15 protein-coding genes are annotated in these 20,775 nt (G+C 55.1%); 8 read left to right on the top strand and 7 right to left on the bottom strand.

The window, feature by feature from the left end; translation table 11 throughout:
* Positions 1-9: 9 nt before the first annotated feature.
* The 3 genes from SH467x_RS11080 to SH467x_RS11070 form a co-directional block, all read right to left on the bottom strand.
* Positions 10-2,553 carry a DUF1549 domain-containing protein gene (locus SH467x_RS11080; RefSeq protein ID WP_482367182.1) on the bottom strand — a complete coding sequence of 848 codons (2,544 nt, stop codon included), beginning with the start codon at positions 2,551-2,553 and terminating at the stop codon, positions 10-12.
* Between the two features lie 137 nt (positions 2,554-2,690).
* Positions 2,691-5,120, bottom strand: a complete 2,430-nt coding sequence (locus SH467x_RS11075; protein ID WP_482367181.1) for a PPC domain-containing protein — start codon at positions 5,118-5,120, stop codon at positions 2,691-2,693.
* A 21-nt stretch (positions 5,121-5,141) separates the two neighbouring features.
* The gene (locus tag SH467x_RS11070; protein ID WP_482367180.1) at positions 5,142-6,443 is read right to left on the bottom strand and encodes a DUF1501 domain-containing protein; all 1,302 of its coding nucleotides are present in this window, start codon (positions 6,441-6,443) and stop codon (positions 5,142-5,144) included.
* Positions 6,444-6,821: 378 nt separating this feature from the next.
* Between SH467x_RS11070 and SH467x_RS11065 the strand changes: the two genes are divergently transcribed.
* The 3 genes from SH467x_RS11065 (at position 6,822) to SH467x_RS11055 (ending at position 9,529) form a co-directional block, all read left to right on the top strand.
* Positions 6,822-7,742: a sugar phosphate isomerase/epimerase family protein gene (locus SH467x_RS11065; RefSeq protein ID WP_482367179.1), complete on the top strand. Its 921-nt coding sequence runs from the start codon at positions 6,822-6,824 to the stop codon at positions 7,740-7,742.
* A gap of 11 nt (positions 7,743-7,753) precedes the next feature.
* The gene (locus SH467x_RS11060) at positions 7,754-9,040 is read left to right on the top strand and encodes a TCR/Tet family MFS transporter (RefSeq protein ID WP_482367178.1); all 1,287 of its coding nucleotides are present in this window, start codon (positions 7,754-7,756) and stop codon (positions 9,038-9,040) included.
* Between the two features lie 63 nt (positions 9,041-9,103).
* Positions 9,104-9,529 (top strand): GNAT family N-acetyltransferase, encoded by a 426-nt coding sequence (locus tag SH467x_RS11055; RefSeq protein WP_482367177.1) that lies wholly within the window; start codon positions 9,104-9,106, stop codon positions 9,527-9,529.
* Positions 9,530-9,544: 15 nt separating this feature from the next.
* Here the strand turns inward: SH467x_RS11055 and SH467x_RS11050 are convergent, their stop codons facing one another.
* Entirely contained in the window at positions 9,545-9,763 is a 219-nt protein-coding gene (locus tag SH467x_RS11050) for a BON domain-containing protein (protein ID WP_482367176.1), read from the bottom strand.
* Positions 9,764-10,076: 313 nt separating this feature from the next.
* On the opposite strand from SH467x_RS11050, the gene SH467x_RS11045 reads away from it, so the two are divergent.
* Together SH467x_RS11045 and SH467x_RS11040 are read left to right on the top strand one after the other, a co-directional pair.
* Positions 10,077-11,396 (top strand): hemolysin family protein, encoded by a 1,320-nt coding sequence (locus tag SH467x_RS11045; protein ID WP_482367175.1) that lies wholly within the window; start codon positions 10,077-10,079, stop codon positions 11,394-11,396.
* Between the two features lie 2 nt (positions 11,397-11,398).
* Complete coding sequence (locus SH467x_RS11040; protein WP_482367174.1) at positions 11,399-12,103, top strand: 3-keto-disaccharide hydrolase; 705 nt, start codon at positions 11,399-11,401, stop codon at positions 12,101-12,103.
* A gap of 51 nt (positions 12,104-12,154) precedes the next feature.
* On the opposite strand, the gene SH467x_RS11035 is transcribed toward SH467x_RS11040, so the two are convergent.
* Positions 12,155-13,255: an NAD(P)-binding domain-containing protein gene (locus tag SH467x_RS11035; RefSeq protein WP_482367173.1), complete on the bottom strand. Its 1,101-nt coding sequence runs from the start codon at positions 13,253-13,255 to the stop codon at positions 12,155-12,157.
* Positions 13,256-13,424: 169 nt separating this feature from the next.
* Here SH467x_RS11035 and SH467x_RS11030 point away from each other — a divergent pair, with 169 nt between their 5' ends.
* From SH467x_RS11030 to SH467x_RS11020, 3 genes are all read left to right on the top strand, one after another.
* Positions 13,425-14,732 carry a basic secretory protein-like protein gene (locus SH467x_RS11030; protein ID WP_482371325.1) on the top strand — a complete coding sequence of 436 codons (1,308 nt, stop codon included), beginning with the start codon at positions 13,425-13,427 and terminating at the stop codon, positions 14,730-14,732.
* Positions 14,733-14,866: 134 nt separating this feature from the next.
* The gene (gene mqo, locus SH467x_RS11025) at positions 14,867-16,360 is read left to right on the top strand and encodes a malate dehydrogenase (quinone) (RefSeq protein WP_482371324.1); all 1,494 of its coding nucleotides are present in this window, start codon (positions 14,867-14,869) and stop codon (positions 16,358-16,360) included.
* Positions 16,361-16,413: 53 nt separating this feature from the next.
* Positions 16,414-19,128 carry a DEAD/DEAH box helicase gene (locus tag SH467x_RS11020; RefSeq protein WP_482371323.1) on the top strand — a complete coding sequence of 905 codons (2,715 nt, stop codon included), beginning with the start codon at positions 16,414-16,416 and terminating at the stop codon, positions 19,126-19,128.
* 19 nt (positions 19,129-19,147) lie between these two features.
* On the opposite strand, the gene SH467x_RS11015 is transcribed toward SH467x_RS11020, so the two are convergent.
* Complete coding sequence (locus tag SH467x_RS11015) at positions 19,148-19,447, bottom strand: (2Fe-2S)-binding protein (protein WP_482371322.1); 300 nt, start codon at positions 19,445-19,447, stop codon at positions 19,148-19,150.
* A gap of 38 nt (positions 19,448-19,485) precedes the next feature.
* The gene (locus SH467x_RS11010; protein ID WP_482371321.1) at positions 19,486-20,754 is read right to left on the bottom strand and encodes an ABC transporter permease; all 1,269 of its coding nucleotides are present in this window, start codon (positions 20,752-20,754) and stop codon (positions 19,486-19,488) included.
* Positions 20,755-20,775 lie beyond the last annotated feature (21 nt).

The raw sequence follows: 20,775 nt of genomic DNA, 5'->3' as shown, positions 1-20,775 counted from the left end.
TGCATCAAACTAGTGATTGAAAATGAACTCACGGCTGTTGAGGATCGCCCAGAATATGTCCTGGAGTCCTTGGTCCGCATTCGGCGCTTCCGCGATGGCTTTCACCAAAGTGGCTCTTTCCTCTTCGGTGGGCTTTCGGCTCACGCAACGCATATAAATCTTTTCGATGATCTGCTCTTGTGTGAGTCCTTGCTCCTTCCAAGTCTTCAGCAGTCCCCCTTGGTTGATCTTTCCACCGGTGGTTTGACCATTGATCAAGTGCAGGGCTTGTGACAGCGAAGGATCGGTCGTGGCTTCGTCCGCGCAAACGGTAGTCCGCTGGCTACGACCAAAGGAGGTGAGGAAGTAGTTGCTGGTGGCTCCATCTGCGATCTGCACCGCGCGGGCTCCGATAGGCAATCCTCGGAATTTGTCCTTTGTATTCGTAGCTTGCGAAATGCAGTCGAGCAAACTCTCCGCAGGAACACGGCGAACGGCGGCGTGCGAGTAGTTCCGGTCGTCCAGTTCGTTCCCTTCGACGGGGGTGCAAGAACGCTGGTAGGTTTGCGAGTTGCAAATGTCGCGAACCAGCTTTTTGATGTCGTATTTGTATTCGACCAACTTCCTTGCAAGCTCGTCGAGCAGTTCGGGGTTGCTCGGCGGGTTGCTAGCGCGGAAATCATCGACTGGACTAACGATCCCGACACCCGTGTAGTGAGCCCAAATACGGTTCGCGACACTTTTCGCGAAGAACGGGTTCTTCTCGCTTGTCAGCCACTGAGCCAAGACTTCGCGACGATCTTTACCTGCTACGTCGGGAACATCACCCCCTAGAAACTTCGGTTTGACCACGGCGCCCCCCACCGGGTGGTTGACTTCTCCTCCACCGCTATTGAATACGAGGAGCTGTCGATAGTCTTCGCTTTGTTTACGACCGATTTGGGAGAAGAAGGCGGTGAATCCGTAGTAGTCATCCATTGTCCATCGATCGAATGGATGGTTATGGCATTGGGCGCATTGAGTTCGAATTCCCATGAAGACTTGTGCGACATTTTCGGAGAGCTTCAATCGATCCAACTCGACTTGGTAGAAGTTCGTAGCTGGATTTTGAAACGTGCCACCGGTCGCGGTGATCAGTTCCCGAACGATCTGATCGATCGGGGTATTGGAAGCGATCTTATTGGTGAGCCAGTTGTAATAGAGATAAGCCGCCTTGTAGCTGACTTGATTGTTGCTCTTGATCATGAGGAGATCGGACCACTTCATCGCCCAGATCTCGCTGAACTCTTTTCGATCGAGCAAGTTATCGATCCACTTGCTTCGCTTGTCCGGCGTAGCGTCCTGCACGAAGGCCACCGTCTCTTCTTCGGTCGGCAAGAGACCGGTGATATCGAGAGTGGTTCGACGTACGAATTCCTCATCGGTGCAGATAGCACTTTCAGGGAGTCGAAGCTTCTGCAGCTTTGCCTTGACCAGTGAATCGATATAGTTGCCGTATTGGTCGGGAGCTTTGTAGGCGATATTCTCGGGCAAGGCCAAGATTTGCGATCCAACTGTGTGGGTATCGAAGCGTGCCATGACAAACGCTTCACCTCGCACTCCGCTCTTTACATTGCCATCGGCATCGACGGCCGCGCTCCGTTCGTTGTTGGTGGTGAAGCTAGCCAAATCCCAAACGTCACGTTGGACACCATCGGCATAGGTCGCGACGGCGACCAACTGTTGCATCTGCCCTTCACCCTCAATCACCGCTTGGTTGGGATAAATATCCACTTGGGTGACGATGGGTGAGCGTGCTGCATCGGCAGGGGCACCGTTCTTGAGCCAAGTCAAAATGGTGTCGTAGTGCTTGCTACCCGGCTCAACCTTTTTACCACCGGAGTGCTGAACGGCACCGGTTGCTTTCAGGAGCAACAGGCTTTGATCGGGTACCGCCAGATTGATGCGACGGATACCGATTTCGCGAGTGATACGTTGGTAATCGCCGACGGGATCGTATCCGAAGAGGCTGAGTCGGAAGCCATCTTTTCCGCGAGCCGCACCATGGCAAGAGCCCGTGTTGCAGCCAACTTTGGTCAAGACGGGCATCACATCTCGTTCGAAGCTGATCGGTCGAACTTGGGAGGAGTTAGTCGACTCGATTGCGGCCTTTGCCGTGTGACCGTTCCAAGTCGCGGTGATTTCGGTCGATCCATCTCCTTTAGGGGTGAGAACAAAGTCTTTCCAGTCCGCGACCGTGTCGGCGGAAAATTTCCACTCGGCCAATCGAGTGACGTCTTGGGTTACCCCATCTTCGCGGGTGGCAACAGCGATAACGTGTTGCGTGTCGCTCTTCGCGCTGAGTTTGATAACGGGTGGGTAAACGGCGATCGACTTCCATGCCGGCTGCGGTGCGGCGGCCGCGGCAGGTGCAGGAGCCGCGGCAGGTACCGCGGCAGGAGCAGGGGCTTCGGGTGTCGGAGCGGGGGCTGGCGTGCTTTCCTGAGCGATGGCCGCGCTAGCGAGGGCTCCGGAAACACCGATCAGCAAAAGGGAGTTCGCCCAAGGAGCTGTGCGAAAGAACGAGTTGTTCATAGGGTGGGTGGCCTGAAGGTGAACTGCTGCTGGAGACGCTTTGGCGGGGCGCGAGGCCCCGACCGTTGCACAGCCTTTCCGAGGAGGGAAGGCTTTCCGAGGAAGGAAGGGTTTTAAACTCTAAATGATTTGAGGATCTAGCGACCTCGTTGCTGCTTCAGTTGCTCCAACCGAGTCAACGGCTTGTCGGTCGGTGGAGGCGGAGCTGCAGCAGCGGTTGTCGCCGTGGTCGATGCGGGAGGTGCGATCGGAACGTCGATTTGGATTTCCGAGTTGCCATTGACTTGCGTGATCACCCCTTTGTCCGTCGTGACCGTGCCTCGATAGACAATCGTCTTGTAGTTGCCGGCTCGCGTTTCGGGTGGGATCTGCAGCGTGAAGGCGAGACGCTCTGCGTCCGGTGCAAGCTCTTGTTTCGCAGCGACGGCGGTGGTGCCTGGTGGTACCCCCAAGATCTCGATTTCGACTTTACCTTCAACAGGTCGTTTCAATTTCGCCCCCAAGATCACGTCTGCAGGTTTTCCTTGCTCCGCCATCGTCTTGGCAAATTTGAACTCGAACAACGGTTCAGTCACATCGATGTGAAAGAACTCGCTCGCCAGAACAATCGGGCCGTATCCGTTGTCGGTTGTCGCGAGAACGATCAATGGCCATTTCCGTATCGCAGCACCGTTGTTGGCGGTGAGAGGCATCTCGATCGAGGATTTGTCACCCGGGATCGTAACGGTGGAAGCTCCGATACCGGGCGGGGCGTTGAGGAGTCTCACCGTCACCGGCTTATCGAATCCTTCGTTTCTCTTAATGTTGATCGTGAGCGGAAGGGATCCATTGCGAACCAAGGGAACCTGAGGTTCGACCACAGCCACATCGAATGGGGCTGGATCGATCAAGGCAACAGGTAATCGGTGGTCCGTTTGGCCCCAGACGTCCACATTGTTTTGGCCTCGGACCAACATGGATCGCTGACGAAGTCCGCCGGTGATCTTCTGTTCAGGAGAGGCTTGGATCGAAGCGATAAAGTCGACGATTTTCCCTGCGTTCGCCGCATTCGCGTCCGCTCGGAACAGCATTTGAACGTTTCCTAAATCGGCATCGCATTTGGTTTCCAAATGGGTTAGACCGGGTGGAAGATCGAGGGCCTCGATCTTCGCTTCTCCGCCTACGAACCGACGTGCGACGTTGACCAAAATGGCCATCCTTCCGCCGCGTGGAACTGCTACCGTCTGTGCAACATATCGCTCTTGCTCGGTGATCGTCGTTTCGACGGTCGGCGTTTGCAGGAGAACTTCAGCGCGATATGCGAACTGCTTTCCAAAGCGTCCCAAGTGGTCATAGACGCAAACCGCGTATTTGCCATCCTCGGGCACTTTGAATTGTAGGTAGCTATCGGGGCCGCCCGAATCATCATTACCAGCCAAGGCCCCTCCTCCGACTTTCCAGACCTGCAGAACCGAATCGACTTGCGAGCGGATGGGGGAGCGTGCGTGAACACGGATCTCTAGTTGCTGATCTTTTTTGGCTTCGAACACCCAGAAATCCCGATCTTTCTCCGTTTCCAAGAGCCCGTTGAACGCAGCAGGAACCGAGCTAACGATCTCAATCTTGTTGTGGTCGTCGTTTGGCTCCGATTCCAGAACATTGGGGACGTCGACGACTCGAAGGTAATTCGGAGAAGGGGCAATCACCCCATCGCGTTGCGACCAAACCTTGAATGCCTCGGTTGGCTCGTTCGGCAGTTGGAACGTTTCTTTCCAAGAGTTGCCAAGATTATCAATGCAGGTGACCTCAAGCTTCTCGCCCGGGCGACCTCCGCTGGGGACCATCGCTACGGGGCGAGGGAACCCGCCCACATGCAATCGATAACGGGAGCGATCATTGCCTCCGAAACTGCTTTCGCGCACTTCGATAATGTACTTGCCGTCGCGTGGCGCCACGATGGAGGCCAAGCAATCCTGTTGAAGGAAGACCGAATCGTCGCTCGACGCAATCTCGAATCGCTTGTCATCGTAAATGGCGATGTAAGGATCGAAGAAGTCGTTGAGATAGGCGTGCCGAAGGCCTTCTATTTCCACATGAAGCGTTTGCCCCTGCTTGAGTTCGACTTCGAAGTAATCGACGTCTTCGCTCAGCACGACACCATCGATGGTGGAACCGACAGGAATAGGCTGGGGCTTGACGAATTCGTTGTTCGGTTCCGCTTCTGCAACACTGGGCATCGCAGAAACGTTGAACAGTCGAAGATTGCTGATTCCGGTGTCGGTTACGACCCGGAAAGGATGCAAGTCAGGCGTCACGTTGGCATCCGCTGCGATCGTGGCTTTGATCACATTCGCATCCACCTTGGTGATGTTTGTTGCCGTCAAGCCTGGCGAGTAGAACAGCAGGGCCTTTGCATCCCCGAGCCTAGCACCCGAGATAGTGACCTCGGCTGAGGTTCCTCGCTGGATTCCGGAAAGGGACAGGACATTCGCGTCTGGATGGCTAGCCCGAGCCGGATCAGCGCAAAACACACCTGCGGACGCTAGACCGAACCCAACAAGCAGGTTGCGCCAAAGATTCATTTTCATCGTGGAGTCCATGGAAGCCAATTAGGCAAGGATATCGGTGAGAACTTTTCCGCCGTCGCAAATCTCGATGGGACGGTCGCCCGGTGCCATCAACTCTTTGTCTGCAACGATTCCGAGCAAGTGGTACATGGTGGTCGCGAGATCTTCCGGGGAAACCGGATCGAACTCGGGTTCGGTCGCCGTGGCATCGGATGAGCCGTAGACGAGCCCACCCTTTACGCCACCGCCGGCGAGCATGACCGAGAAGACTTTGGGCCAGTGATCGCGACCCGCTTCATTATTGATCTTCGGCGTTCTTCCGAATTCGCTGCTGACCATGATCAAGGTGCGGGAGAGAAGCCCGCGCGACTCGAGGTCCTCGATCAACGTCCCGATGGCTTGATCCAGTGGCGGCGTATCCCGGCGCATCCCAGCGGAAATTTGGTTGTGCATATCCCAGCCGCCGTAGGTCACGGTGACGAACCGCACGCCGGCTTCGACCAAGCGTCGAGCCATAAGAAGGCGCTGGCCCGCTGCATTGCGTCCGTACTTATCGCGGAGCCCGTTGTCTTCCGCTTCGATGTTGAATGCCTCGCGAGCCTTCTCGCTGCTGATGAGGGAATAGGCTCGTTGGTAGAACGTGTCCATCGCGTTGATCGCGTCGGCGCTTTGCTTCTTTTGGAAGTGCATGTTGACCGCTTCCAATGCGGTGCGACGTCGCTCGAAGCGAGTCATATCCACACCGTTAGGCAAATTGAGATCTTGGACGCGGAACCCCTTGTTCGCTGGGTCGGCTCCCAAGCTAAACGGGCCAAAGGACGAGCTCAAATAACCGGTACCGGCGTACTCGTTGGCGGAGTTAGGGATCGCGACATACGGAGGCAAGTTATTCTTGGGGCCGTATTCGTGACTAATGACTGAACCGAAGCTAGGAAAAACGAGGGCCGGCGAGGGTTTGTAGCCGGTGAACATGTTGTGCGTCCCACGCTCGTGGGCTGCTTCGCCGTGGGTCATCGAACGGATGACGGTCAAGCGATCCGACAGCGAAGAGAGCCTGGGCAAGGTTTCGCAAAAGACGTCGCCAGTTTTTGTTTTGATGGTTCCGAGTTCCCCCCGATATTCGAGAGGGCTATAGGGCTTCGGATCGAAGGTTTCTTGGTGTGCGATACCGCCGGGCAGGAAGATGTGAATGACACTGTCCGCCTTGGCATCGATAAAGTCGTAGTGCTTCTGGTCGGCCTGGGCTCGCAAACGGAAGAGATCACCCATCGAGAGGCCGAGCCCTCCCAGAGCACCCACGGTGAGAAAACCTCGACGACCAAGCGGATTACCGAGACATCGCATTATGACCTACTCTCCTGTTGAGAAATTCGATTGGGCTTTACTAAACACAGCCACCCATTCCTTTTCCGATCCATCGATCTCAGGTCGACTTATGGATCCTGAAGGCCGGTTAATGGATCCTAAAGGGTGTGCCATGATCGAGGCGGACTGACGGTTGACCAAATTGAAGGCGGGGAGGATGGGAGAACCTATGCTAGGTCCTCCGCGGGGATCCAGGTATTATAGTACTCGCCGAGTGTGGTTTGTACCCGGATCCTGTGTGAAACACTTGCGAATTTCCGAGTTATCCTGCAGATCCCTGTCTCGATTCGAGCACACCTGTATCCAAAAAGGCAACACCTGATGTCCTCACAATCATCTCTCCGATCCCGCTTCAGGATGGACCGTCGTCAAATCCTATCCGGTGGTTCCTTAGCGATCGCCGGGCTCGTCATCAGCGGGCCTAATTCCCGGCTCTTGGCTCAAAGTGCACCGAGTCCTTCCGTTTCTCACGCGAATACGCTGCGATTTGGGCTGGTGACCTACCAGTGGGGTAAGGATATGGACCTGCCCACCGTCATTTCAGCTTGCCAGACGGCTGAAATGGGAGGAGTCGAACTGCGGACCGAGCATCGGCACCGGGTCGAACCTGCGCTGACGAAGCTTGAACGGGCCGACGTGAAAAAGCGGTTTGCGGACAGCGGGATCGAGTTGATCGGTTACGGTTCCAATTGCGAATTCCATTCGGCCGACCCGGCTGTGGTCAAGAAGAATGTCGAGCAGACCAAAGAGCTCATCCACCTCATGCACGATTGTGGGGGGAGTGGGGTGAAAGTGAAACCGAACGGATTCGCGGCGGGTGTTCCTAAAGAAAAGACCATCGAGCAGATCGGCAAGGCGCTACAGGAACTCGCAGCCTATGGAGAGGGATATGGTCAGCAAATCCGATTGGAGGTGCACGGCTCGAATACCAGTCGATTGGATGTGATTCGGGACATTTTTCAAGTTGCGGAGCATCCCAACGCGGCCGTCTGCTGGAACAGCAATCAAGAAGATTTGGTTTCGCCCGGCCTAGCGACCCATTTTGGAATGGTGAAATCGCGCTTGGGAGATACAACACATGTCCGCAAACTCGACGATGGCGATTACCCTTACGCCGAGTTGTTCGAACTGCTGCTGCGAGCGAATTACCAAGGATGGGTGTTGCTCGAAGCGCACTCCAATCCCGAAGACAAAGTCGCTGCCATGAAGCAACAGACTGCGGTCTTCCGCTCGCTTCTCGCCTCCGCGCGAGCCAAGCTGGCCGCCAACCAACCATAACCAACCATCGAATGTCCGATTCTCCCAACCCTTCCGAACCATCGACGATGGAGGTAACCAAACCGCCTCGTCAAGCTGCGATCGCCTTCATCATGATCACAGTGATCCTCGACGTTCTTTCGTTGGGGCTGATCATTCCGGTTCTTCAAAAGTTGATCAAAGAGCTTGTCGGTGGCGACGAGTCGATGGCTGCGTTCTATATCGGGCTTTTCGGAACGCTATGGGCGTTGATGCAATTTTTTTGCTCCCCCATCATTGGTGCGCTCTCGGACCGCTATGGCCGACGTCCGGTGCTATTGGTGTCGACATTCGGTTTGGGTCTGGACTTCGTTTTGCTCGCGCTAGCTCCCAATTTGACTTGGTTGTTGATCGGTCGGATTATCACCGGGATGACGGCAGCGAGCTTCTCGACAGCGCAGGCTTATCTCGCCGACGTCACTCCGCCTGAGCGTCGAACGGCGGCGTTTGGTTTATTCGGCGCGGCGTTCGGAATCGGGTTTGTCCTCGGTCCGGCGGTGGGTGGAATGCTCGGATCGATCGATCTGCGGCTTCCCTTTTGGGCTTCGGCTGTCCTGACATTGGCGAACGGGTTTTACGGTTACTTTGTTTTGCCCGAGTCGTTGCCCAAGGAAAAACGGACTGCCTTCAGTTGGAAGCGAGCCAATCCGCTCGGCTCCCTTCAACTGCTACGTTCTAAGCCGGGGTTGTTGCCAATGGCCATCATCCTCTTGTTCTACCAGCTCTCACACTTGGCATTTCAAAACGTCTTTGTTCTTTACACCGATACGCACTTTGGTTGGGAGCCATGGCAAATCGGACTCTCGCTCGGAACGGTCGGGATCCTCAATATGATCGTCCAAGGGGGCTTGATCCGACCCGCGATTCGGCGGTTCGGCGAGCGGAAGCTGGTCTTCGTCGGTTTGACCGGCGGGATCATTGGTTTCGCTGCCTACACGTTCGCGCGCGACGGAACAACGTTTTATTGGTGCACAATTCTGTTCGCGTTGATGGGATTCTTTCAAGCATCTATCAATGGGGTTATGTCCACACGACTGGGGCCATCGGAGCAGGGACGTTTATCGGGTGCGAACAGTTCGATGATGGGGATTGCCGGTCTGATCGGGCCGTCGCTTTACGCCACCGTCTTTGCTTGGTCGGTCCATCCGGACCGTTCCCCGGTATGGCAGGGAGCCCCGTTTGCCGTCGCGTGCGGCATGTTGGTTATCGCGTTGGTCTTAGCTTTTTTCTCCGTGCCTCAGCGAGCGACCACACAAGCTGCTGTTTCTACCCAGCCGTGAGGTTGGTGTAGGCCAGCACGGGCATCCGTTTTCCTTCCGCTCGTCCGTTACTCAATTGTTCCTATGGATACATCCAGCCGCAGCGCGATCGTCTTTGCGATCGAGCCCGATCTCAGCGCGACGGAGTTTATCGATTGCCTGAGACGCTCGACGCTGGACCAGCGAAGACCGGTCGATCAGCTTGAGACCATCGAAAAGATGCTGCGTCACGCGCAAGTGATCGTGACGGCTCGCGCCCCGGCGGGATTGCTCGTCGGCGTCGCCCGCGCGATCACCGATTTTGCGTATTGCACTTACCTATCTGACTTGGCGGTCGACGAAGCCTATCAGAAGCGGGGGATCGGCAAGGAGTTGTTGCGACGAAGCCACGCAGCGGCGGGTTTGGGGACCACGCTCCTATTGCTGTCGGCTCCCAAGGCGACGTCGTATTATCCGCATGTCGGTCTAGAGCAGCACCCGAGCGCCTGGATTATTCCTCGCCAACCCTAAGAGCTGGAACTTGAGCTATCGAGGCTCTTCGACTTCCAATTGGTTGCAAATCCGCTCAACACCTTCGATGCCTCGCAGCGATTCCTGGATCATTTGCTTTTGGTAAAACGAATCGACTTTTCCTCGCAGGACGATCCGCCCTGGGGCACTTTCTAGGAAGACTTTACGGCGGGGGGCGTGGGGGCTCGATTGGATCACGCGATCAATACGATGCAACAACGGGGTGTGGGTCATAACTGCGGTTCCGTCGGACAGAATGGGAGGGAGGGATGTCGAAAGATGCCACAGGACCCGCACAACGCGAACAAAATGGAGAGCAATTTTTCGAGAAGAGAGGTGAGCAAGTCGGTTTGCGAGTTTCTTGCCGGGGGAATCGAGTGCAATTCCGACCAAACCCCAGCAGGAAGCCTCATTCTGGGGTAAGATACCGTTCGGTCTTGCGTTGCGAACTAGGAAGACCGCATGGCTCTGCTATCCCGGCTTCAAGGTGGAGCTGGATGGTCGTGCGTGATTGTTCGATACCGTGTGAGGATTGCAGTACTAACGAATGCCTGAGTGGTTCCCAGATCTCGGATCTGTCGTCATCGCGTTGATTCTCGTTGCAGTCAATGGATTCTTCGTCGCAGCTGAGTTTGCCCTGGTCAAAGTTCGCCTTGGTCGCATCGAACAGCTTGTTGTATCGAAGAAGCTTTTTTCTAAAACTGCCCGATGGCTGGCCCTCCGATTGGAGCAATCTTTGTCGGCTTGCCAGTTGGGTATCACCATGGCGTCGCTCGCGCTCGGTCGTGTAGGGGAACCGGCCTTTGCAGCGCTGTTAGAAACACCGATCAAGGCGATTGGGATAACGTCGGATGCAGCCCTCCACGCAGTCGCGTTCGCCCTCTCCTTTACCTTCGTCACCGCATTGCATCTGGTCATCGGTGAGCAGGCTCCGAAAATTTTCGCCATTCGCAAACCCGAATCGATGCTTCTCGCCTGCGCCGTTCCTCTGCAGTGGTTCTACATCGCTAGCTACCCGTTGATGCAGTCGTTAAATATTACGACGACAGCCCTCCTACGTTTGTTGGGGGTCAATTCGCAAGAGAGCGGAGGGATTCCCTACAACGAAGAAGAGATACGGGCTTTGCTCCGAGAAGCCCACGTGCACGGGAGCTTGACCCGCAGCGAGCATAGCCTCATCAACGCTGTATTTGAGTTCGACGACTTGGTCTGCCGACGCATCATGGTCGCGCGAGCCGATATCGACTTCATCGATATCCATGAACCGACGGCGGAAACTCTGAAAATGATCCAGAGGACCCAGCACACCCGTTATCCGATTTGCGATAGCTCTCTCGATGAAGTGATCGGAGTTCTTCACGTCAAAGACATCGTCGCCACGGAGCTTGAGGACGGGTTCGACTGGAAGAAGATCATGCGACCTCCCAAGAAGGTCCCTGAAAACATGCCGATCAGCAAATTGCTAAGGCACTTCCAAGGGACCCACCAGCACATGGCCTTCGTCGTCGACGAATATGGCACCATCATCGGGATCGTCACCCTCGAGAACGTCATGGAAGAGATCATCGGCGATGTCGCAGACGAATTCGATGTGGTGGAACCCGAGATCGTCCCCGACGGACCAGGAAACTTCATCGTCCTCGGATCGACTGCTGTCGACGATTTGGAAGCCCGCTTGGGAATTCAGTTTGAAGATGCTGACGTGGATACAGTCTCTGGATTACTATTGCATAAAGCTGAACGCATGCTGGTCGCAGGCGATGTCATCGATTTCGATGAACGCGTGCAGGCAAAGGTCCTTTCCGTTTCTGACGACCGAGCGACCAAGGTCAGATTCACCCTCCTTTCCTCAGAAGAAGTTGATTAATCATGGCGCACACTTGGAAAACCCTTCTCACCATACTGGCTTGGACGGCACTCGCAGCATCCAGCGTGATCTCCCTCGCACAGGAATCTGCCAAACAACCAGTTAGCTTGTTCGATGGCAAAACGCTCAAGGGATGGTCGGGCTTGAGCGAGAACTGGAAAGTCGAAGATGGCGCGATCACCGGCACGAACACGGCCGAAAATCCGTTGAAGAACAACACGTTCCTCGTCTCGGACAAAAAGGTCTCCGACTTCGAACTAACCCTCGAGTTTCGCATCGATGGTGGAAACTCGGGAATCCAATATCGCAGCAAGCTGATGGACAAAGAGAAGTTCATCGTCGGTGGCTATCAAGCCGACATTGACGCGAACAAGCGATACATGGGGATCAACTACGAAGAACGAGGACGCGGGATTCTCGTCGAACGCGGTGATATCGTTTCGGTAGACGACAAAGGAGCTAAGAGCAAAGTCGGGACTTGCGGCGATGCCAACGCTCTCCTCGACAAGATCAAGTTCGGTGACTGGAACAAATACCGAATCGTCGCCAAAGGAAACAAACTGCAGCACTACATCAACGACGTTTTGATGTCCGAACTGCAAGATGGAGAAACCGCAAAGCGAGCGAGCGAAGGCATCATCGCTTTGCAAGTGCACGCTGGACCACCGATGAAGGTTCAGTTCCGCAACATCATGTTGACGGAATAGCAAAACCCAGAGACTGAAGAGGTTACTCGCGATAGCTCTCGGTATTACTCGCTATAGCTCTCGGTGTATCTCCTCTCGATCAACTGCAAGAGTGGATGCGGGAACCGCTCCACTCAGATGGGCGAGAATCTTTGCCACATGGACATGGCAGTTCTCGATAAAGACCTTCACGCCCCCTCTCTGGGAACCAGCAGTCGCCGTTCCCGCCACATAGACTCCAGGAATGCTCGACTCCATCGTCCGAGGATCGAGCTTGGGCTGAAGATTCACGCCATTGAGTTCGAGGCCCAATCGCTCAAATAGACTGGGGTCTTGATCGTAACCTGTCAGAAGCAGTAGGTGCTCATACGGAATCGATGTTTCCGTTTGGTTTTGCCGATTCTGCAATCGCAACAATCTGGGCTCAATCTCTTTCACGTCGGTAAAGGGATAAAACTCCACTCGTCCGTCTGCTATCAAGCTTCGGATCTCGGGAAGCAGCCAAGGCTTCACTCTTTCCGGGCTGAAGCCTTCTCCGCGATGCACGACCGTCAGCTGGCGATTGATGCGAGCCAAACGGACCACAGCCTCCGCGGCAGAGTTCTTGGCTCCGACAATCACGACCTGTTTGCCAAAGAGTTCATGGATGTCTGGCATGAAGTGAGAAACGTTGGCGCGGTCTTCTCCCTCGATTCCCAATTGGCGTGGATGATGCATATCTCCAATGGCGAGAACGATGCGTCGGCAGGACACTAAGACCTCCTCTCCTGCGAACCCATCCTCGAGTGAACGGTAGGACGGGCCTCCAACGCCCGTTCGAGTCTCAACCACACGGCACAAGAATCCCTCCGCAGTTCGCTTTGCGGAGACAAGCCGTTTGCCTTGATGGATCGCGAGATTTTCCGAGAGAACGACACCCCGCAAATAGTTCAAATAATCCTCGCGAGTCGCTTTCCCATGCGGGTAGGTTTGAAATGGGATTCCAGCGAGAGCGATGCGATCCGGCGAGCTAAAGATAGGTGTTCCTGGGGCGTACCATGCGATCGTGGATGCGACCACTCCAGACTCGATATGAACGTAGTCGAATTTGTTTCGCTGGAGCGCTACCGCCAGTTCAATCCCAATAGGACCTGCGCCGACGAGAAGAATGTCTGTCTGAAGTGGAAAAGACATCGGAATCCTTGCGAGAAAAGGAATGGATCAGCAGGAGCAGGATACTAGAATCAACCTTCCTTACCAACTCCTCGCACCGCTTTCTAACATGATCACCAAAACCAATTTGCGCCACTTACGCTCGGTTCGACAAGTTCAGGTCCCCGTTTTTAGTTTTTGGATTGCTCTGATGCTTGCACCATCGCTGGTCGCTCAAGTGCGAGTGGATACGGAGCAATCGATCGAAAGCCAATTCTTCGAGTTCGAACGGATCAAGCGACCTGCAGTAAACGATCTCGGGATGAAAGCGACGTGGGCGGTCGTTCGAGGTCGTTTGGACGGGAACTCGAGCGGCACGCCAGCATTGGTGGATGGCCAGATACCTCAAACCGAGGACTCCCCTCGCGAGAACTGCTTCTTCGCAACGGGTGGCTCCGGCGGGTGTTTGGCCGCTGACCTGGGTGCAACCCAGGAGATCGCGGAGGTCGTTACGTATTCGTGGCATCCGACGTCGCGGGCACCACAGCGATTCACGCTCTATGCCGCAACGGGGGAAGGCAAGGGGTTTGTATGGGATCGATTGGATGCCGATCAATCCCCGGAGCAACAGGGATGGAAGCGAATGGCAGAGGTAGATACTCGGACTCGGCGCGGGGCGGGTGGCCAACACGCCAGTCGTGTGACCGATGACTCCGGTTCGCTCGGCTCCTATCGCTATTGGCTCTTGGAAATCCAGCCGACGGCAGACAACGATCCTTTCGCCCACACGTTCTTCAGCGAAATCGACTTCATCGCCAAAGGAAGCGACTCGCCGGAACGTATTGTTGCACCCGAGAGGCAGTCGATTGCCTTTCCTTCGTCGGACGGAGACTATCAATACGTCATCGATGTCACCGCGGCCCCAGAGCTAGCGGTTTGGACAGAGACCGAATTGAAGCCTGTCATTTTGGAATGGTATCCAAGAATTGTCGCGATGCTCCCGAGCGAAGGATTTACGGCACCCAAAAAGGTAACATTTCGGTATCTACCGAGCGCCAAGATGGAAGGCATTCCTGCCTACGCCCAAGGGGGGACCATTTCGCTCAATGCAGGATGGATGAATCGAGAAAAGAATCGCGAGGCCCGAGGCGCGGTGGTTCATGAGATGGTGCATGTGGTGCAAAGCTACCAAGGCCGTCGCAATCGCGGAGCTCGGCGAGAACCGACGCCTGGCTGGATCGTCGAGGGGATTCCCGATTACATCCGCTGGTTCCTTTACGAGCCGCAATCCAAAGGAGCATTGCTGAGCAAGGAGGCTTTATCCAAGGCAAAGCACGACGCCAGCTACCGCGTCTCGGCAAACTTCATCGACTGGGTCATTCGGACGCACGCCCCCTCCGGCACCCTCCTCCCCAAACTCAATGCGTCCGCGCGGGAGGGGCGCTATTCGAGCGAGATTTGGCAAGAACTCACAGGAAAGAGCGAGCAGGAATTGGCGTCGCAATGGAAGAGTCAGTAGTCTCGAATTCGAATTCGTGCTAGGACAGCATGAAAACGTTGATATAGTCTAGGGGACCCCGAGGCCGAGTGCCTCGAACGCCCTATCCAACGCATTCGCATCTCCATTGCCATCCCCCGCCTTTCAGACGCAGCATGACCTACAATTCCCACGTTGAGTCCCCGGACGTCATCCTCATCGGTAGCGGCATCATGTCGTCCAACCTTGGAGCGATGCTTAAGAAAATCGCACCCGAACTCAAAGTCCAGCTTTACGAGGTCTCGAACGAGTTGGCCCAGGAGAGTTCGAACGGATGGCACAATGCAGGGACAGGCCATGCCGGAATCTGCGAGCTGAGCTACACCCCCTTCATGCGACCGGACGGGACCGTCGACGTCACTAAGGCGATCGAAATCTTCGGACAGTTCGAGTTGTCGAAACTGTTTTGGGGCTATGCACTCAAGTCCGGGATGATCCAAAACGGCAGGGACTTTATCAATCCTGTCCCCCATATCAGCTTTGTCTACGGCGAAAAATCGGTGCAATATCTCGAAGCCCGTTTCAAGGGGCTGACCTCGCATCATTTTTTTCAAGGGATGGAGTTCACCACGGATCCCGATCGCGTACACGAATGGGCCCCGTTGCTCATGGAAGGACGCGAGAAGATTCCCGTCGCCGCGACCAAGATGGATAACGGCACCGATGTGAACTTTGGCGAGATCTCTCGCAAACTGATTCATTGGCTCTCAGAACAGCCCGGCTGTGGCGTCGCCACCAACCATCGCGTGGTCGGTCTCCAGCGCACCAATCGCGGTTGGGATGTGACGATCCAAGCCAAGGGTGGAAACAAAATCCATAGCAGCGCGAAGTTCGTATTCGTCGGTGCTGGGGGAGGGAGTCTTCCACTTCTACAAATGTCGGGGATCGCAGAAGGTAAAGGCTTTGGCGGATTTCCCATCGGCGGTCAATGGCTGGTCTGCGATAGCCCAGAAGTGGTCTCACGGCATCAGGCGAAGGTGTATGGACAGAGTCCTGGTGCCGCTCCGACCATGGCCGTACCCCACTTGGACACACGCGTTATCGACGGAAAGAAGTCCCTCCTGTTTGGCCCCTATGCGGCTTGGACGACCAAGTTCTTGCACAAGCACGGTAGCTTCTTCGACCTACCCGGCTCGATGCGATTGGACAACGTCAGCTCGTTGATCAAGGTGGGGCTTTATAATTTGCCGCTCGTTCGCTATTTGATCCAGCAGGGGACGCAAAGCATGGCGTCTCGAATGAAGTCGCTGCGAGAATTCTATCCGGACGCGAAGGACTCCGACTGGCGGTTGATCGACGCCGGGATCCGGGTTCAAGCCATCAAGAAGGAAGATGGCAAAGCAGGGATCGTTCACTATGGAACCGAGATCGTTACCGACGCCGATCGATCCATTTCCGCCCTCCTCGGCGCATCGCCGGGAGCGTCCGTTTCGGTCTATCTCATGCTGGAAGTGATCAAGAAATGTTTTCCTGATTTGGTCAACGATCCTCAGCGAAAACAAACGCTCCTCGAGATGTTCCCTTGCTACGGTCGCAATATCTCGGCATCCGATTACGCGACTGAGTTCCCAGCTCTGGACCAACAGGCGGAGTCGAATCTGTTTGGCTAAGATAGACAGATAGTTATATAGATCTGTCGTTTGATGAACAACGGAGTGCAACTATGGCTTCTGCGATTGGGAAGATTGCGAAAAACGGCGAGACCAGATCCCCTGCGAAGGTCAATGTTTTTCATCAGCGTTTGGGGAGGCTCACGGTCCACCAAGCGACGCAGTTGCTCGGGGCCGATGGCAAAAGACTTCTCATGGAGGGGGGACACATCGAGATAGATCCCTACCAGGATATCTACCTCGGTGGCGATTTGTACCGTGTCCGTATCCCCGGCGGCCCGGTCGTAACGGTTACGTTGCAAAGCACTCGTGATAAACAATTGCAGCTAAACTGTACCGAGTGCATCCATCGATGCGAGCATATGGGAGCGGCTCTCTCGCATCTCTTGGAGTCGAAAACCGATCTGGGACTTGCAGCTCCCCCCGACGAATCGGTCGCGCTCGAACTTCTCACAGAAAGCGAGCTTTTGGTCCGCGCCCTCGCGGAGCGTCAAAAGCGAGCAGAAGAAGAAAGCATGACCGTGCGGGCGTCGCGATCCGACACTCCGTGGACGGATTACTTGGTGACGAGTTCGAGATCCGGAAAGACCTATCGAGTTGCATTGCGAGGATCGGATTTAGGACAATCTTATTGCAGCTGCCCCGACTATCGAACTAACCATCTGGGCACCTGCAAACACATACTGCATGCCCTTCAGAAGATTCAGCGCAAGTTCTCCGCAGCGCTGCTTCGCAAACCCTATGTTCGAAAGAATCTGTCCGTTCGAGTTCGCTATCAGCACCCCGCTGGACTTCTATTTAACCTTCCAGAGAAACTCCCCCAGAAGCTAAAGAACTGCCTTGGAGATGCAGATCGAACTCCCTTGAACGGGATCGAAATGATGGAGCGTATCCAAGCCCTCGAGCAATTGGGAACACGCGTCAACATTTATCCGGACGCGGAGGAATGGATTCAACGCGAGTTGGTGCAACAGCATTTACTCCAAGTTGCGAATAAGATTCGAAAGTCACCGTCGACCCATCCCTTGCGAAAGAGTCTTCTCTCGGTTGAATTGCTCCCCTACCAATTGGATGGCATCGCATTCGCGCTCGGGGCTGGTCGCGCCATCCTGGCCGATGACATGGGATTGGGGAAAACAATCCAAGGTATTGGTTTGGCTGAGTTGTTAGCCCGCGAAGCCGAAATTAAGAAGGTGCTCGTGATTTGTCCGGCATCACTCAAAAGCCAGTGGCAGTCTGAGATTCAGCGATTCTGCGGACGAAGTTCGCAATTGGTGATGGGAACAGGGAGCGAACGCGCTAAGCAGTATTCCCAAAATGTATTCTTTACGATCTGTAATTATGAGCAAGTCGTTCGAGACTTGAATCATGTTGAGAACGGGTCGTGGGATTTGATCATCTTGGACGAGGGGCAACGGATCAAGAATTGGGAGTCAAAGGTAAGTCAAACCGTCCGGTCGCTTAACAGCCCTTTTGCGCTGGTCTTGTCCGGTACACCGCTCGAAAACCGACTGGATGATCTTTACACCATTGTCAAGTTTGTGGACGATACGCGACTCGGGCCAGCGTATAGGTTCTTTCACACCCACCGCGAAGTCGATGATCGAGGAAAAGCGATCGGATACAAAAGGCTCGATGAGCTGCGCACCGCACTCAAACCGATTCTGCTTCGTCGCACACGGGACGAGGTATCCAAACAATTGCCGGATCGTATCGATGAAGTGGTGCGGATTCGTCCTACAGAGGAGCAGCTTGATATCAGCAATGCACAGCTCTCCATCGCATCCCGAATCGCGGCGAAGAAATTCTTAACGGAGATGGATCTGCTTCGATTGCAGAAGGCTCTTTTGCTGGCGAGGATGGCCGCGGACAGCACCTACTTGATCGATGAGCAAGAGCCCGAATTCAGTAGCAAACTGGTTCGATTGGGAGAAATGCTGGAACAGCTCATCGCGGACCCCACACGTAAAATCGTCATGTTCAGCGAGTGGACTCGCATGCTGGATCGGATTGAACTCAAACTGGAAAGTTTGGGTTGCGATTTTGTGCGTCTCGACGGATCGGTACCGCAGAAGAAACGTCCTGCGATTGTGAGCAAGTTCCAGAACGATCCCAAGTGCCGATTGATTCTGATGACCAATGCAGGGAGCACAGGCCTCAATCTGCAAAGTGCGAATACGGTGATCAATGTCGATCTGCCTTGGAATCCAGCAGTCCTCGAGCAACGCATTGCGAGAGCTCATCGCATGGGGCAAAAGAATCCGGTCCACATCTACAATCTCGTTACCGAAGATACGATCGAAGAGAGGTTGCTGGAAACCTTGGCGAACAAACAAGAGTTGGCGAATGCCGCGATCGACTTCTCCTCGGAGACCGACGCGATCACGATGAAGTCGAGTATCGCCAACATCCGCGAGAAGCTCGAAAAAATCTTAGTCCCAGTCCCCGAGGCCCCAATCGATGCGAGCCAAGAGCGGCGCGTGGCGCTGCAGACCCAAGAGATCGAGCAACGCCGGGAAAAAGTATCGGCTGCTGGTGGTCAATTGCTATCCGCGGCGCTCCAACTGGTGGGGGAACTGGTCTCCCCAGCAGATCGATCTGCACCCGATGATGCGGTTGTGGATCAGTTGGCAAGTAGCTTGAACCAATGCGTCGAACGGGACGAATCGGGACGTCCGAAATTGACGATCCAGCTGGAGAACGATGAAGCGCTTCGATCGCTGGCTCAAACTCTCGCTCGACTTCTTGTCCCAGCCACGGATCGCTGAAGCGGCAAGAGGGGCGTGTCTAAACCGGGGGATCGTCCAGACCGAGTTCTTTCCGATACTTGCTTCGGCCTTGCGCATAGACCTCTTTGTTGGGAGAGCGATCTGCGAGCCATTGCTCCACTTCATCCGCAGGAGGAGGAACCTCGCTGACCAAATGCGTTAGTCGCTCTAACTGTTTGCGACACCATCCACAGCCGGTTCCCGCACCTCCGCACTCCGCCAACTGGCTGGGACGTTGAATTCGGTGCACCCGAATGTAGTTGATCACCTTCCTCCAGCTGATATGAAAACAGAGGCAAAGTTCGTCGTCTGGCTTCATAGACTAGCTCCGCATCGAAAGGGATCTGCTAGCGATAACTACTCGTGTCGCAAGGCTTCGATCGGATTCATCTTCGCCGCTCGCATGGCGGGATAGATTCCGAAAACGACCCCCACAATGAGCGAGATGAGAAAGGCGCCGGGGATGCTCTCTGGGACAATAGACGGCTCGACCGTTCTCACCACATCAGGGAGCCCCGCCATTTGCTCGGGAAACCACTCCATCGCTAGCCAGCGAGCGCCGCGGACTGCGGGACCGCACAGCAAACCGAACAAGATTCCGGTGATTCCGCCGGCCAAGCTCAACACACTGGTTTCGATCAAAAACTGGCGAATGATATCCTTTCGCTTGGCTCCGAGGGCGCGGCGAATTCCGATTTCACGGGTCCGCTCGGTCACGGTTGCCAGCATGATATTCATAATCCCGATGCCACCGACAAGCAGCGAGATAGCGGCGATCATTCCCATAAAGACCATGAACATGGCGCGGGTCGTTCTCGCCTGTTCTAGGAGCTCCAGTGGAACGACGACAGCGATGTCTTCCATCTTGGTGTGGCTCGAAAGGGCGGATTCGACTAGCTCTGCAGTCCGCTTTACATCGGCCACTTGATTCACTCGCAAGGTGATTTGATTGAGCTCAATGACTTCCCCTTCGCGCGATCCCGACCGAACACTCATCACCATATCTCCGATTCGCTGATGCAGTGTTTGGATTGGGATGTAGACATCGTTTGTGAAGTCCTGGGCTGCCATCGAGCCCCCGACTGCGGCAGTAGCACCTTTGGGTTTCAGAACACCCACCACGAGATAAAAGTCCTGATTCTCCGGCATGTAAATGCGCTGACCAATGGGGTCTTCGTGCAGAAAGAGACGCTCCGCGACTTTTGCGGAAAGGACGCAGTGCGTTTCTCTACGGAAGCAATCTGCGTCGGTAATGAAGTGCCCGTCTTGCATTTCCAGTCGATTGACTTCGTAATACTCTGGGGTGCATCCGACGAGTCGGCCGTCTAGTTTCCGGTCTTTGAATTGAAACTGCCTGCGCAATTCACGGATGGGCAGAGCGCTCTTGACGGTCGGAACGCTCGTGGCAAGCAGATCGAATTCATCGCGAGTGAGACCATAAGGAGTCAGCCCCTGCGCCGACATCTTTTCACTCGGCGGTTTGATCGTCCGGATCATGATCGTGTCGGCGCCGAGGCTTTCGATTTGACGCTGTGCCTCGTCTCCAATTCCTTTGCTAATCGCGAGCAGCCAAATGACGCTCGCGACGCCGATAAAGATCCCGAGGACCGTCAGGATCGATCGCATGGGGTGCAACCAAAGGCTCCT

This window comes from Brakhagea slesvicensis, from assembly GCF_052161625.1.
In the GTDB taxonomy this organism is placed as follows: domain Bacteria; phylum Planctomycetota; class Planctomycetia; order Pirellulales; family Pirellulaceae; genus JBKCUI01.
Note: the sequence above shows the minus strand (reverse complement) of the source record. Positions and strands in the feature narration are given on the sequence as shown.